The sequence below is a fragment of the Bradyrhizobium sp. ORS 285 genome, from assembly GCF_900176205.1.
Classification (GTDB): Bacteria; Pseudomonadota; Alphaproteobacteria; order Rhizobiales; family Xanthobacteraceae; genus Bradyrhizobium.
The window spans coordinates 1,719,387-1,733,466 of sequence record NZ_LT859959.1 but is presented as its reverse complement, the minus strand read 5'-3'; the positions used below and the strand labels follow the sequence as shown (position 1 = coordinate 1,733,466).

The 14,080-nt window shown below is 63.8% G+C and carries 17 protein-coding genes; 6 read left to right on the top strand and 11 right to left on the bottom strand.

What is annotated here, in order from left to right; genetic code table 11:
• The first annotated feature begins 132 nt into the window (after window positions 1–132).
• Window positions 133–741 (top strand): hypothetical protein, encoded by a 609-nt coding sequence (locus BRAD285_RS07800; protein WP_006609669.1) that lies wholly within the window; start codon window positions 133–135, stop codon window positions 739–741.
• 64 nt (window positions 742–805) lie between these two features.
• Here the strand turns inward: BRAD285_RS07800 and BRAD285_RS07795 are convergent, their stop codons facing one another.
• A complete protein-coding gene (locus BRAD285_RS07795; protein WP_006609668.1) occupies window positions 806–1,228 on the bottom strand; it encodes a Rieske 2Fe-2S domain-containing protein in 423 nt (140 codons plus the stop codon).
• Window positions 1,229–1,424: 196 nt separating this feature from the next.
• Here BRAD285_RS07795 and BRAD285_RS07790 point away from each other — a divergent pair, with 196 nt between their 5' ends.
• Genes BRAD285_RS07790 through BRAD285_RS07780 form a run of 3 tightly spaced genes read left to right on the top strand, consistent with a single transcriptional unit; the run spans window position 1,425 to window position 3,132 of the window.
• On the top strand, window positions 1,425–1,883 hold the full coding sequence (locus BRAD285_RS07790) for a hypothetical protein (RefSeq protein WP_006609667.1): 459 nt from the start codon (window positions 1,425–1,427) through the stop codon (window positions 1,881–1,883).
• Between the two features lie 49 nt (window positions 1,884–1,932).
• Complete coding sequence (locus BRAD285_RS07785) at window positions 1,933–2,784, top strand: sulfurtransferase (protein ID WP_006609666.1); 852 nt, start codon at window positions 1,933–1,935, stop codon at window positions 2,782–2,784.
• Window positions 2,785–2,814: 30 nt separating this feature from the next.
• The gene (locus tag BRAD285_RS07780; RefSeq protein WP_006609665.1) at window positions 2,815–3,132 is read left to right on the top strand and encodes a hypothetical protein; all 318 of its coding nucleotides are present in this window, start codon (window positions 2,815–2,817) and stop codon (window positions 3,130–3,132) included.
• Between the two features lie 340 nt (window positions 3,133–3,472).
• On the opposite strand, the gene hspQ is transcribed toward BRAD285_RS07780, so the two are convergent.
• The 10 genes from hspQ to nifH form a co-directional block, all read right to left on the bottom strand.
• Window positions 3,473–3,799, bottom strand: coding sequence for a heat shock protein HspQ (hspQ, locus tag BRAD285_RS07775; protein ID WP_006609664.1), 327 nt, complete (start codon window positions 3,797–3,799; stop codon window positions 3,473–3,475).
• Between the two features lie 18 nt (window positions 3,800–3,817).
• Window positions 3,818–4,105 carry a ferredoxin III, nif-specific gene (gene fdxB, locus BRAD285_RS07770; protein ID WP_006609663.1) on the bottom strand — a complete coding sequence of 96 codons (288 nt, stop codon included), beginning with the start codon at window positions 4,103–4,105 and terminating at the stop codon, window positions 3,818–3,820.
• A gap of 23 nt (window positions 4,106–4,128) precedes the next feature.
• Window positions 4,129–4,329, bottom strand: a complete 201-nt coding sequence (locus BRAD285_RS07765) for a CCE_0567 family metalloprotein (protein WP_006609662.1) — start codon at window positions 4,327–4,329, stop codon at window positions 4,129–4,131.
• Between the two features lie 17 nt (window positions 4,330–4,346).
• Complete coding sequence (locus tag BRAD285_RS07760; RefSeq protein ID WP_006609661.1) at window positions 4,347–4,817, bottom strand: NifX-associated nitrogen fixation protein; 471 nt, start codon at window positions 4,815–4,817, stop codon at window positions 4,347–4,349.
• 10 nt (window positions 4,818–4,827) lie between these two features.
• Entirely contained in the window at window positions 4,828–5,223 is a 396-nt protein-coding gene (nifX, locus tag BRAD285_RS07755; RefSeq protein WP_006609660.1) for a nitrogen fixation protein NifX, read from the bottom strand.
• 25 nt (window positions 5,224–5,248) lie between these two features.
• A complete protein-coding gene (nifN, locus tag BRAD285_RS07750) occupies window positions 5,249–6,646 on the bottom strand; it encodes a nitrogenase iron-molybdenum cofactor biosynthesis protein NifN (RefSeq protein WP_006609659.1) in 1,398 nt (465 codons plus the stop codon).
• A 10-nt stretch (window positions 6,647–6,656) separates the two neighbouring features.
• Entirely contained in the window at window positions 6,657–8,330 is a 1,674-nt protein-coding gene (gene nifE / locus BRAD285_RS07745; RefSeq protein ID WP_006609658.1) for a nitrogenase iron-molybdenum cofactor biosynthesis protein NifE, read from the bottom strand.
• A gap of 133 nt (window positions 8,331–8,463) precedes the next feature.
• The gene (nifK, locus tag BRAD285_RS07740; protein ID WP_006609657.1) at window positions 8,464–10,023 is read right to left on the bottom strand and encodes a nitrogenase molybdenum-iron protein subunit beta; all 1,560 of its coding nucleotides are present in this window, start codon (window positions 10,021–10,023) and stop codon (window positions 8,464–8,466) included.
• Between the two features lie 95 nt (window positions 10,024–10,118).
• The gene (gene nifD, locus BRAD285_RS07735; protein ID WP_006609656.1) at window positions 10,119–11,621 is read right to left on the bottom strand and encodes a nitrogenase molybdenum-iron protein alpha chain; all 1,503 of its coding nucleotides are present in this window, start codon (window positions 11,619–11,621) and stop codon (window positions 10,119–10,121) included.
• Between the two features lie 76 nt (window positions 11,622–11,697).
• The gene (nifH, locus tag BRAD285_RS07730) at window positions 11,698–12,585 is read right to left on the bottom strand and encodes a nitrogenase iron protein (protein WP_006609655.1); all 888 of its coding nucleotides are present in this window, start codon (window positions 12,583–12,585) and stop codon (window positions 11,698–11,700) included.
• A 450-nt stretch (window positions 12,586–13,035) separates the two neighbouring features.
• On the opposite strand from nifH, the gene BRAD285_RS07725 reads away from it, so the two are divergent.
• Both BRAD285_RS07725 and BRAD285_RS07720 read left to right on the top strand, forming a co-directional pair.
• Window positions 13,036–13,428, top strand: a complete 393-nt coding sequence (locus BRAD285_RS07725; RefSeq protein ID WP_006609654.1) for a response regulator — start codon at window positions 13,036–13,038, stop codon at window positions 13,426–13,428.
• Between the two features lie 47 nt (window positions 13,429–13,475).
• Window positions 13,476–13,937 (top strand): SufE family protein, encoded by a 462-nt coding sequence (locus BRAD285_RS07720; protein ID WP_035644661.1) that lies wholly within the window; start codon window positions 13,476–13,478, stop codon window positions 13,935–13,937.
• The last annotated feature ends 143 nt before the right edge of the window (window positions 13,938–14,080 follow it).

The following is a 14,080-nucleotide window of genomic DNA, read 5'->3' as shown; positions in this document are numbered from 1 at the left end:
AATCATCCGGCCCGACGGGCAAAAATTCCAGGCAAATCAACGCGCAACGAACATCGGCAGACAACTTGCATCACTGCCCTTTTGACCGCGCCGTGCGGCGAACGGCTGACTAGGACATACGAGGATTTGCTGATGACGACATTGGAGAAGACGGTTGCGATCGAGACCACCGCGCTCGCGCAGCTCGACAAGGAAGGACGGCTGCTCAACGCCGTGCTGAAGGCACCGACCACCAAGCCCGGCCGCTTCGGCTTCCGCGGCGACATCGCGTTGAAATTCCAGACCCAGGTCGCCGACGAGAAGCGCCCGCCGGATTTCTCGATCGAGCAGGTGCTGACGATCGTCAACGACGGCGAGCCGACGATTCCCGTGCTGGTCGGCTACATCCACTCGCTCGCCTATCTCGAGACGGCGGTCGAGGTGCTCAAGGGCCTGCTGAAGCCGGACGGCAGCTACTTCATGTTCTGCAACAACATCGACCTGCTGGCGAAGTACCGCATCAAGATGGGTGACGTGACGTTCTACGTCCTGCCGTGCGATGAATCGACGGTCTGGAAGGAAATGATGGATCTGCTGTCGATCGACAAGAACGACATCAAGAAGCTCGATACCGCCGGCAAGCTCGACTACGTGCTCGATGCTGCCGTGAAGTTCAGCGAGAGCTACGAGGTCATTGCCTATGCGGACGCGCTGGCCAAGATGGAGCCGGTGAAGAACCGCAACGAGAACCGGCCGGTCTGACCACCCGTTTCCTTCACACGCAATTTGAAGTCCCGGCCGTCGCGCCGGGACTTCGTGTGAGATCTCAGCCTTCCTCGCATTGCAGGCCGGTCTCTTCCTCATCGTCCTCGTCATCCTCGACCAGCGTCACGCCGGTTACGCAGATGTCGCCGTCGATGACCGACAGCGCCACCGGCGTCAGGCTCTCGCCCTTGCACGGGCCATCGACGCACATCCCGGTGCCGATCTCGAACAGCGAGCCGTGCTTGCCGCAGAGGATGCGCAGGCCGTTGCCGTCCATGAACTGGTTGCGCTCCCAGTCCAGATTCACCTTGTCGTGCGGGCACATGTTCAGATAGCCGAACACCTGCTTGCCCCAGCGAATCACGAAGATCGGCCACGGGCGATGGCTGCCGTCCTCGGCCACGATCATGAGCTGGAAGCCCATGGCGCGGCGGCTCGGGATGTCGTTGAAGCTGCAGATGGCGTAGGCGACGTCGGTCGTCATGTCAGGCCTCATCGATGTCTGGCGCATGTCCGACATTGCCGCTTTCCGCACAGCGAGAGCGACCGTCGGCTCGCTGACGGTCCACGTTGCAAGATTCGCGCAACTAAGCGCGTCTCCTGCCTTTCTCGCTATTGCGAGAGACTGGCACAGAACTTGAAAATTTCTCCTACAAACGGCCCTTTGTAAGGAGATCGACATGAACGTGACATTGGACTTTGTCGAAAGCTCACTCGACGACATCAAGGCGGCTCTCGACGGCGGCACGCTGACTGTCTACTCGGTGGCGCGTCCGACCACCGCCGACAAGGCGGTCGACCGCAGCGGTGTGCTCGCGACCTTCACCTTCGCCTCGCCCGCTTTCGGCCCCGCGGTCGACGGCCTGGAGCAGCCGAACTTCGTCGCCGCCGCGGTGCCTGCCGCCACCGTCGGCACGCCAGGCTTTGCCCGCGCCCGCAAGGCCGATGGCACGACGGTCGCCGATTTCTCGGCCGGCCCCGGCGAGCGCGAGATCAAGTTCACCGAAGTGTCCTGCTCGCCCGGCGCGCCGGTCACGGTCGCGACCTTCAAGATCATCGCCGATGGCGGCTGGCCGGAGCGCCCGGAATATTACGACAGCCATCCACGCCCGGGCTACGCGATGCCTAAAACGCTCTGACGCGCATCCGCGTCAGCTGTCCCGTTGGCCCCTCATCGAGAGCGCATGCATGAGCAGAGATCCCTCCGACGCCCTGGTCAGCTCCGAATGGCTGGCGCAGCATCTCGCCGATCCCGGCATCAAGATCCTCGATTGCACCTGGCATCATCCGAGCACCAATCTCGACGGCCGCACGCAATATCGCGGCCGGCACCTGCCGGGCTCGGTGCATTTCGACATCGACCAGGTCGCCGACAAGACCAACCCGCTGCCGCACATGCTGCCGACGGCGGAGGACTTCGCCCACAAGGTCGGGCTGCTCGGCATCAGCAATGCCGACCGCGTCATCGTCTATGACCGCCATTATGGCGGCTCGGCCGCGGGCCGCGTGTGGTGGATGTTCCGCGTGTTCGGCCACGACAATGTCGCCCTGCTCGACGGCGGCTTCGGCAAATGGACCAAGGAGAAACAGCCGGCGGAGATGACGCCGGTACGCCCGGCGCCGGCGAGCTTCACGGCGAGCTTCCGGCCCGAGCTGGTCGCGACCTCGGCGCAGGTGCAGGGCGCGCTCCAGAGTGGCGCGCAGCTCGTCGACGCCCGTGGCCCCGGCAAGTTCGACGGCACGCAGCCCGACGTCTTCACCTTCAAGCGCCAGGGCCACATTCCCGGCGCCATCAACCTGCCCTGGGCCGATCTCGTCGATCCCGACACCGGTGTCCTCATGGCGCCCGACGCGCTTGCCGCGCGCTTCGCGGCCGCCGGCATCGATCTGGCGAAGCCGATCGTGACTACCTGCGCCTCGGGCATCATCTCGTGCATGCTGGCGCTGGCGCTGTACCGGCTCGGCGTTCCCACTGTCGCTGTGCATGACGGCGCCTGGGCGGAATGGAGCCAGCTCGACGACACGCCGGCGGCGGCGTGACCTGAAGACTACGATGACGGGAGCACACGCATGACAAAGACTCTGGTCAAGACCACGCAGGACGGCCGCAAGGTCGAGGTGATCGGGCTGGCCATCTGCCTCGACGGCGAGCTCGAGGCGTTCGAGCTGGTCGAGGTCAAGCTGCATCCGAACCGCCGCAAGATCTGGGAGGCGGCACCCGATGCCACCCACATGGCCGGCCGGATCACGCTGACGAAAGAGGAAGCCGCAATCGTCGAGGGTGCCTTCGCCGGCGCCCAGTCCGAGATCCTCGCCAGCCCCGCCGCGATCAACGAACGCTTCCGGATCGCCGCGATGTGGAAGGCCCGGGAACAGGGGATCGAGTAGGCGAAGCGTCGACGATCAGGGGCCTCATGGTTCGAGACGCGCCTTCGGCGCTCCTCACCATGAGGGACAAGAATCGTAGGGTGGGCAAAGCCAGCGTCCGGCGCGCAGCGACGGGCGATGGCGTGCCCACCATTGTCGCTCCCACGCGCGGACAGACGGTGGGCACGGCGCGTTAGACCGAGCATCTATCGTGAGACCGCCCAGGCGCCTTTGCCCACCCTACGGATCACCAGCGTCATCGCGAGCGCGGCGACGCGATCCAGGGCCGGTGCGGGAACTCTGGATTGCTTCGTCGCCTGCGCCTTCTCGCAATGACGGCGGTCGCTGGATAGCCGGTCAATTACTGGAATATCCGGCCACGGTAATGATAGCTGCCGCCGTCATCGACATCGAACAACTCGCCGATATCCGGATGCTTCACCGGCTCGCCGGAGACATCGGCTACGAGGTTCTGCTCCGGCACATAAGCGATGTAGCTGCTGTCGCCGCATTCGGCGAGCAGATAGTAGAACGGCTGCTCCTTGTCGAGGCGCTTGTCCATCGTGATAGCCCGCCAGCCCTCTTCCTCGGAGAACGACAGGTCGACATCGAACACGACACCGCGCAGATCGTAGACGCGGTGCCGGGTCACCTGGCCGATCGTGAATTTTGCGTCCATCCGCAGCATCACAGCACGTCCGATGTCTCAGCCCGCCGGCGAATGGGTCTGGCAGTTGGTCGGGCAGACCCGGGCGCAGGCGCCGCAGCCGATGCAGGCGCCGGTGTCGTGCATGACCATGATCTTCTTCTCGACCTCGTCATCCTCGTCGTCGTCGAGCTCGACGAACTCGCCCTCGTCGTTGATGCCCTTCAGGGTCATCACCTCGCGGCCGCACACCTTGTAGCAGCGGCCGCAGCCGATGCACTTGGCCGCATCGATCGCGACCAGATAGTCCGGCCGCCAGTCGCGGCCGTCGCGGGTTGAATTGGACATGGTGACAGGTCCTTGTGCGGGCTTTACGCGGCCTCGAGCTTCTTCAGCTCGGCCCGCTTCTTCTCCAGCTCGGCGAATGCCTCATGCGCCTTCTGCGCGGTCGGCAGGATCTGGTCCCAGTTGATGGGCAGTTCCTCCGACAGATCGTGCAGGTTCATCTTGGCATCCATGGCGCGGGCCGACAGCTTCTTGATCTCGGCCTTCAATGTATCCAGGTCGCTCATCGTCTCATCCTCGCAGTTCAGTAATTCGCGACGTCCTTGAACTTCTCGATCATCTCGACGCCGGCCTTGACGAACTTGTCGCCCTCGTCGGCCAGCTTGCCGAGATTGTCGAAGCCGAAGCGGTGCACGTCGCGCAGCTGCTTGTTCACCACGATCAGCCGGCCGCCGATCAACACCATGCGGCCGAAGCCTTCATGGCTCATCTTCAGCATCGGCGAGATCATCACGCCGGTGGCCTTCTCGATCGACAGCGCGATCGCGTTGAAGAACAGCTCCAGCCGCCAGATCGTCTCCGGATCGGGATCACCGATGATCGGCAGCGCCCGACGCTTCTCCTTGTCCAGGATGTAGGGCTCAAGCAGCTCGACGTCCTTCTTGCCCTCCCAGGCCCCATGGGTGTCCTGGGCGCGCCAGACCTTGATCAGCTCCTTGACGAAAGGCCGCTGCTCGGCGGGGACGACTTCTTCTACGACTGCGGTATCCGACATGTTCGTTTCCTCATTCCTCGAAATCGAGCGCGCGTTCCTGGCCTTTTGCCAAGGCTTTGCGCAGCCACGGTGGCGGCGTGCCCTTCAGCACCGCCTGCAGCTTGCCGAGCAGATCGGTGATGTCCTCCGGCTGGGTGACCTTCATCGGGTGAATGTTGTTGGCGACGACGCGCGCCGCGCCGGAGCCGCCGATCGCGGCGACATAGAGGATCGCGCAATCCTTGATCGCCTCGATCTTCGGCGCCAGCTTGTCCTCGTTGCCGTCCTCCTTGAGATCGCCGTCGAACTCGACGGCCTCAAGGAAGCGATAGCCTTCGGGATCGAGATCGTAGATCGCGATGTTCTTGGCCCAGCCGAAATGGGCGTCGACGCGTTTAAGATCCTGGGTAGCGAATGCGACTTTCATGTCGTCGGTCCTTTCTCCTGACGCGTCAATGCAGCGGTGCCACGACGGCGGACTCGGGCGAGGCCTGCTGGAAATCCTTCCAGGGATCGATCCAGGTGTCCGGCGTCGGCTGATGGTTGTCCTCGCGGTCGGCGATGATCAGATTGGCCAGCGCGAACACCAGGTCGCGGGTGCCGCGATAGCCGACCGTCAGCAGATGCCCTGCCCCCAGCCGGTCGAACATCGGAAAGCCGATCCGGTAGAACGGGATCTTGAGCCGCGCCGCGGCCTGGCGACCGTGCGAATGCGTCATCATCAGGCCGCAGTCGCGCGCCTTCGCGAGGTTTTCCAGATCCTCGAGATCACCGATCAGCACCTCCTCGCAAGGCATGCGCTCGAGCACTGGCGACTGCGTCGTGGTGACGGCGACCGAGATCTCGGCGCCCATGTCGTGCAGCATGCTGGCGACGTCGAACAGCAAATCCGGCTCGGCGCCAACAGCAAGCTTGCGGCCGCCGATATGGAAATGCGCATCCAGCATCGCATCCGCGAGCTGGCCGCGCTGGCGGCGATATTTCGCCGGCACCGGACGTCCCGAGATCTCGCTCAGGAAGGCCATGAACTCGTCGTTCGGCAAGAGGCCGCAGAGCCGCTCGAACAGCCGGTACGGCACGCCGGTCTTGGCCTGCATCGCCTCCGCCGCGCGCTTCATCTGCGCGCCGATCGCGATCGTCCAGGACGCACTGCCCATGGTCGCGATCTCTTCCAGTCCGATGCCGCCGATCGTGGTCGGCGTGAACTCGTCCGGGATATGGCCGTCGAGCGAACCGCCGATATCCGGCAGGAACGACGGCTCCAGGCCGAAATCCTCGAAGATGGTGCGGAGCTCCTCGATATCGCCGGGCGTCAGATGGCAGCCGGGCAGCACGTTGACCTTGGCAGGATCACGCCGCGTCGAGGTCGGCTTGTCGACGAGCACCTCGACCATCTTGGCGACCGTCTTGTCCCAGCCGTCCTGGAACGCATCCTTGAAGTCGGGCGTCGAGACGTAGACCAGCGGATAGGTCGCGAGCTCCGGATGCTTCTCGCGGATCAGCTTGATGTAGCCGTCGACGTCGTCGCCCTTGGTCTCGGTGACTCCGGTCGAGCAGATGCCGATGATCTCCGGCTTCTGCTTCTTGGTGATGTTGAGGATCGCCTGCTCGACATTCTCGTAGCCGCCGAGCACGGTGGCAACCTCGCTCATCGCCGTCGTCTGCATCGGCACCGCTTCCTTGAAGTGGCGCACGAACAGCGTCAGGCCGAACGAGGTGCAGCCTTGCGAGCCGTGCAGCAGCGGCATCGCGCCGCGCAGGCCGAGGAAGGCGAACGAGCCGCCGATCGGCTGGCTCATCTTCAGCGGATTGACCGCGCAGGCCTTCTTTCCAATCGTGACCTTGGCCATGAGCGCCGCCCTATTCCGCCGCCTGCAGCAGTTCCGTCGGTGCGCTCGAGCGCGCCAGGATGTCCTCGACCCGGCCGGCGCAGGCGCCGCAGCCGCCCGAGGCGTTGGTGTGAGTGCGGACGCCGGCGACGTCGGTCAGACCATGCGCCTTGATCGCATCCTCGATGGTGCCGAGATCGACCGACTTGCAGTGGCAGATCTTCTTGGCGCGGCGCGCAGCCTCGGCCGCGACGGGATCGGCGGCGAGCGCAGCAGCCTCCGCATTGGCCTGCGCGATCGCCTTGGCCTGCCAATTGTTGCTGGCGCTCTCCCACGGCGCCCGCTTGCGCAGCTGCTCCCACATCGGATTGTAGATCGCCTTGTCGATCTCGGCGACCAGCTTGACCATGCCGATATAGCCCATGAAGGCGTGCGAGCGTTCCTGGTTGATGTCGAGCCACGGCATCGCCGCCTTCAGCGCCACGAACTGCGACTTGCCGCCCGACAGCATGATGTCGGCCTTGGCGTCCTTGAGCATCTTGTACATCTCTCGCGGCGCCATATCGTCGATCATGTGGGCGTCCTGGCCCATCAGCTCCTTGATGCGCTCCTTGTCCTCCTTGGTGGACTTCTTGACGGAGGTGCCGACCAGCTCCATGCCGGCCTCCTGCAGCGCCGCCACCACCGACCACGACTTCACGCCGCCGGTGATCAGCAGCACCTTCTTGCCGGTGAGCCGCTTCTTGAACGGCTCGATCGCCGCCCACGCCTTGGCCTCCTCGCGGGCGATCACCGCCTCGGTGCGGTCCAGCAGATCCGCCGGCGCGCCGCGCTCGACGAGAAGACGCGCGATCTCGCGCAGCGAGTCCGAGGAATCCTGGATGCCGTAGAACGAGCCTTCGAAGAACGGAATGCCGTAGCGCTCCTCCATCTTGCGGGCGACGTTGATCATCGCCTTGGAGCACACCATCATCGCCGCGCGGGCGCGGTGCGACGACGCGACGTCCTTGTAGCGGCCGTCGCCGGAGATGCAGGCCGAGATGCGGATACCGAGTTCGTCGAACAGCGGCTTCACCTGCCAGAGCTCGCCGGAGAGATTGTATTCGCCGATGATGTTGAGGTCGTAGGGCGTCGTCACCTCCGGCTCGACGGTGCCGATGACGTGGTCGAGCAGCGCCTCGCCGGCGAGCTTGTTGCCGAGATTCTTAGGGCCGACGAAGCCGGGCGAATTGACGGGAATGCAGGGCTTGCCGAACTTGGCCGAGGCCGCCTTGCAGACCGCGTTGATGTCGTCACCGGTCATGGCGGGCACGCAGGTCTGGTAGACGAAGACCGCCGGCGGATCGTATTTCTCGATGATTTCCTTGATCGCCTTGTACAGGCGCTTCTCGCCGCCGAACACGACGTCGGTCTCGTTGATGTCGGTGGTGAAACCGGTGCGCCAGATCTGCGAGCCGGACGAGGCCGCGCCGCGGTTGTCCCAGGAATTGCCTTCGCAGGCGATCGGCCCGTGCACGAGATGCGCGACGTCGGTCAGCGGCTGCAGCGCGACCTTGGCGCCGTCGAAGGCGCAGCCACCGGCCGCGCCGCCCGGCTGCAGCTGCTTGGTGCAGCCCTTCTTGCGCTCGGCCTCGGACTTGTTGGCGTTCTTGCCGCAACCCGGCTCGTTGAAGACGTTCTGGATCGTGGCAGACAGCGAGCTCATCGGCTTCTCCTGTTGGCGGACCTTCGGCGCGTCTTGGTGGGATGAAGCGGCTCAGGCATTCGTTGCCTTCCCACGAGCCGCATCGTCCGGAGCGAAGCGCGGCGGCCCTTTGGGGACCGCCGCGCGCCGTGACTTACCGGATGATGTCGAAGCTGTAGTCCGACTTGGCCGGCACGTTGGTGTTGCGGTCGATCTCGTCGAAGATCTTGTCGAGGATCGTGACCAGCACGTTCAGGCCGCCCTGATAGCCCCACACCGGATAACGGTGCTTGTGGTGGCGATCGAAGATCGGGAAGCCGATGCGGATCAGCGGCGTGCCGGTGTCGCGCTCCAGGTACTTGCCGTAGGTGTTGCCGATCAAGAAGTCGACCGGCTCGGTGAACAGCAGCGAGCGCATGTGCCAGAGATCCTTGCCGGGATACACGTGGCAGTTCTTGCCAAACGGCGAGGCATCGAACACCGCCTGCACGCGCTCTGCCCACTCCTTGTTGCCGTTGGTGGCGAGCACATGGGTCGGCTCGGCGCCGAGTTCCAGCAGGAACGAAGCCAGGCCGAGGCAGAGGTCCGGATCGCCATAGATCGCGAACTTCTTGCCATGGATGTGGGCGCTGGAGTCGGCGATCGCGTCGACCAGGCGGCCGCGCTCGATGGAAAGCGATTCCGGGATCTCCTTGCCCGAGATGCGCGACAGCGCCATCACGAAGGCGTCGGTGCCGGAGACGCCGACCGGGTGATGGAACGAGACCACCTCCTGGCCGTGGTTGGCGATGAAGGGCAGCGTCTTCTCGGTGCAATAGTGCTGCATCGAGATGGTCGCCTTGGCGTGGACCGCGTTGGCCGCATCTTCCAGGGTCGTTCCGCCCTCATACATGCGGAACTCGCCGTCGGTCGGCGTGTCGAACACGTTCGAGTTGTCGCCGAGGATGGTGTACTCGATCCCCATTTCCTCGAAGATGTGCTTGACCTCGCGGATGTTGCCGACGGTGTAGCCGTCGAAGCCGCCGATGAAGTTGATCTTCTCGTTCGGGACGCGCTCCAGCTTCGGCGCGGTGCCGGCCTTGCCGTCCCAGAAATGGTCGAGAATGCCCTTCATCGCATTGTCGTAGCCGGTGACGTGGCTGCCGACGAAGGCCGGGGTGTGGGCGAAGGGAACGTCGTACTCGGCCGGAACCGAGCCCTTTTCCTTCGAGGTCTTGATGAAGGCGTTGAGGTCGTCACCGATGACTTCCGCCATGCAGGTGGTCGACACCGCGATCATCTTCGGCTTGTACATGTTGTAGGCGTTGGCGAGGCCGTCGATCATGTTGTTGAGGCCGCCGAACACGGCTGCGTCCTCGGTCATCGACGACGACACGCAGGAGCTCGGCTCCTTGAAGTGACGCGACAGATGGCTGCGATAATAGGCGACGCAGCCCTGCGAACCGTGCACGAACGGCAGAGTCTTCTCGAAGCCGACGGCGACGAACACGGCGCCGAGCGGCTGGCAGGCCTTGGCCGGGTTGACGGTCAGCGCCTCGCGGGCGAAATTCTTCTCGCGATATTCGGGCGTCTTGGCCCATTCGCGGATGCGCTCGACTTCCGCAGGATCGCGCGGATTTTCGAACATCTTCTTCTTGTTGGCCAGCATCTGCTGGTATTCGGGACCACGGAAAAGCTCGAAGTGATCGAGCACATGTTCGGCAGACTGTGTCATGGGAAAACCCTCTCTATGTTCCTGTGTCGATCAGGGAGCGCTGGCTCTCCGCCGAAGGAGAGCCAGGCCGTGGGTGGTTGTGGTTACTTTGCCAGTTACTCGGCCGCCTGGAGCAGCGGCTTGGGAGCCTGCTTCCAGGGAGCCTTGGTCATCTTCCAGACCGGCGAGTTGATCGCCATGTCCATGTCGCGGGCGAAGATCGCGAACCCGTCATAGCCATGGTAGGGACCCGAGTAGTCCCAGGAGTGCATCTGGCGGAACGGCACGCCCATCTTCTGGAACACGTACTTTTCCTTGATGCCCGAGCCGACCAGGTCCGGCTGGACCTTCTCGACGAACTTCTCGAACTCGTAGCCGGTCACGTCGTCGTAGATCAGCGTGCCGTCCTTGACGTAGTGCTGGGCGGTGCGCTGATAGTCGTCATTGTGGCCGAACTCGTAGCCGGTGCCGACGACTTCCATGCCGAGGTCCTCGTAGGCGCCGATCACGTGGCGCGGACGCAGGCCGCCGACGAACAGCATCACGGTCTTGCCTTCCAGGCGCGGCCGGTACTTGGCGATCACGGCGTCCATCAAGGGCTGGTACTTGGCGATGACGCGCTCGGCACCTTCCTTGATCTTGTCGTCGAAATAGCTGGCGATCTTGCGCAGCGATTCGGCGATCTTGCTCGGTCCGAAGAAGTTGTACTCGCACCACGGAATGTTGTACTTCTCTTCCATGTGACGCGAGATGTAGTTCATCGAGCGGTAGCAGTGCAGAACGTTCAGCTTCGCCTTCGGCGTCGCCTCCAGCTCCGCGAGCGAGCCGTCGCCCGACCACTGGGCGATCACGCGCAGGCCCATCTCTTCGAGCAGGATGCGCGAGGACCAGGCGTCGCCACCGATGTTGTAGTCGCCGATGATCGCGACGTCGTAATCCGACGGCTCGAAGCGCGGCGCGGCGTCGGCCGGCAGCTTGTCGAACACCCAGTCCCGGATCGCGTCGTTGGCGATGTGGTGGCCGAGCGACTGCGAGACACCGCGGAAGCCTTCGCAGCGGACGGGGACGATGGTCTTGCCGTCATACTCCTTGGACTTGACCTTGGAGACCGCCTCGATGTCGTCGCCGATCAGACCGATCGGGCACTCCGACTGCACGGTGATGCCGTTGTTCAGCGGGAACAGCTCCTGGATTTCGTCCATGATCTTGGCGAGCTTCTTGTCGCCGCCGAAGACGATGTCCTTCTCCTGGAAGTCGGAGGTGAACTGCATCGTGACGAAGGTGTCGATGCCGGTCGTGCCGATGTAATAGTTGCGGCGCGCCGCCCAGGAGTACTGGCCGCAGCCGACCGGGCCGTGGCTGATGTGGATCATGTCCTTGATCGGACCCCAGACCACGCCCTTCGAGCCGGCATAGGCGCAACCACGGATGGTCATGACACCCGGGATCGACTTGATGTTCGACTTGACGCCGCAGTCCGACTTGCCGGACTCATGGACGTTGAGATGCTTGGCGCGGCGCTTGGCGGTCTTCTCAGGATAAACCTTGAGGACCTCGGCGATCAGTTCCTTGTTGCGTGCCTTGATCTCGGCAACGCTTTGTTTCTCGATAACGCTCATCTGGCTTTTTCCTCGATGATCGGTTGCGGAGATCGCCCGGCCCGTCGAACAGACGGGCCGGATGACCGGTGACGCTTTAGGCCGTGGCGGCGAGCTCGGCGGCGGTCTTGCCGATCTGGCTCTCGTCGACCGCCTTCATGATGCCGTGCTCCATCAGCATGTCCTCGAGCTCGTCCATCGTGATCGGGGTCGGGATGATGCCCTTGCCGGCATTGCCGTGGATCTTGGTCGCCAAGTTGCGGTAGTGGTTGGCCTGGACCGACTCCGGAGCGTACTCCAGCACGGTCATGCGGCGCAGCTCGGCGTGCTGCACGATGTTGTCGCGCGGCACGAAGTAGATCAGCTGGGTGCCGAGCTTCTTGGCCAGGGCCTCAGCCAGCTCCAGCTCCTTGTCGGTCTGGCGCTCGTTGCAGACCAGGCCGCCCAGGCGCACGCCGCCGGAGTTCGCATACTTCAGAATGCCCTTGGAGATGTTGTTGGCGGCATACATCGCCATCATCTCGCCGGACATCACGATGTAGATCTCCTGCGCCTTGTTCTCGCGGATCGGCATCGCGAAGCCGCCGCAGACCACGTCGCCGAGCACGTCATAGGACACGTAGTCGATGTCCTCATAGGCGCCGTTCTCTTCCAGGAAGTTGATCGAGGTGATCACGCCGCGGCCGGCGCAGCCGACGCCCGGCTCCGGACCGCCGGACTCGACGCAACGGATGTCGCGATAGCCGACCTTCATGACCTCTTCGATCTCGAGGTCCTCGACGCTGCCGGCGGCAGCGGCCAGGCTCAGGATGGTGTCCTGCGCCTTGGCGTGCAGGATCAGGCGGGTCGAATCCGCCTTGGGGTCGCAGCCGACGATCAGGATCCGATGACCCATCTCGGCGAGCGCTGCGAGGGTGTTCTGCGACGTCGTCGATTTGCCGATGCCGCCTTTGCCGTAGAATGCGATTTGTCGAAGTGATGACATTCTGCTCTCCATCAACCGATTGCCAATGTCCCGCATGCGCCTTGCATGACGAGACCGCGTCCTCTCTCCAGAACCGGCAGACGGGTTATTGGGAAGGAGAGCATCGCTCGTCCGAAGCGTCGGCGTGCACTCAGCCCTCAACCTTTGCCTGAACGGAGTTTTGCAACGGCTGTGCCAGAGCTTTGGAATCGTTAAAAACGCCATGTTTTGAAAGAGATGCGGTCAAGCTCGGCGGTAGGATGAGCTTGTTGCAAACCCGACATCTGGGTTTTTCACCCGACGCTCCCACGACGTGCTGTCCGAAACGACACATGTCGTCGCAGGCTCCACGCAGCGCTGCAGCGATCCTCCCTCGCAGCGCATGTATGAAGCCCGCTCAGGCCTGCGGTACGGAGTTTGCTTGATGTAGATCAAACCCGCTCTACGAACGGGCCAGAAGGAGCATTTTCGATGTCGAGCAGGACGTGCGTCTTTGTCATTGAATCCGATCAGGTGATCCGCTCGGCGCTCGGCTATATCCTCAGCGAGCGTCACGAGACCTTCACCTTCGCAGAGACCGCGGATGCGCTGAGCAAGGCTGCACGGGCGACACCGGACGCGGTGCTGGTCGGCAGCAGCATTCTCGAGGACGACGGCGCCGAGACGGTCGGCATGCTCGCCCGCAAGCTCAATCAGGCCGGCATCATCGTCGTCGCCGGCTCGACCAGGTCACCGCTCGCGCTGGCGGGCCTGCGCCAGGGCGCCGAGGCGGTCATCGCCAAGCCGATCACCTTTGACGGCGTGACCCACGCGGTCGAGACGGTGCTGGCGCGGCGCAGCACCGAGCCGAGCCTCGCGACGTAGCCGCGCCCCGAGGCGGATTGAGATCAGCAGACGACCAGGAGAGGATCATGTTGAAGATGGCGCAGACGGCAGCTCCGGCGAATCCGGATATCGAGGACATCGTCGAGAATTTCGCGCTGCTCGACGATTGGGACGACCGCTACCGCTACGTCATCGAGCTCGGCCGTGGCCTCACGCCCCTGCCCGACGCCGACCGCAACGACGGCAACAAGGTCCAGGGTTGCACCAGCCAGGTCTGGGTGGCCACGTCGGTGCGGCACGGCACGGCAGCGCCGCTGCTCGACTTCGTCGGCGACAGCGATGCGCATATCGTCCGCGGCCTGGTCGCGATCCTGCTCGCGATGGTGTCTGGCCGCACCGCGCCGGAGATCCTGGCGGCCGATCCAATCGCGCTGTTCGAAAAGCTCGGTTTGCGTGAGCATCTGACGCCGCAGCGCTCCAACGGCTTCCGCTCGATGGTCAGGCGCATCAAGGCCGATGCGCAGGCGGCAATGGCCGCGGCGGCGTAGGTTGAATTAGTTGGTTTGCTTGTTTGATGAGCCCGTCTAGCGCGTCATACTCGGTGCACCCTCTCCCCTTGTGGGAGAGGGTGGTGCGCATGAGCGCAACGAAGGCGCGCCGGGTGAGGGGTTCTCTCGGCATACTCAGACGG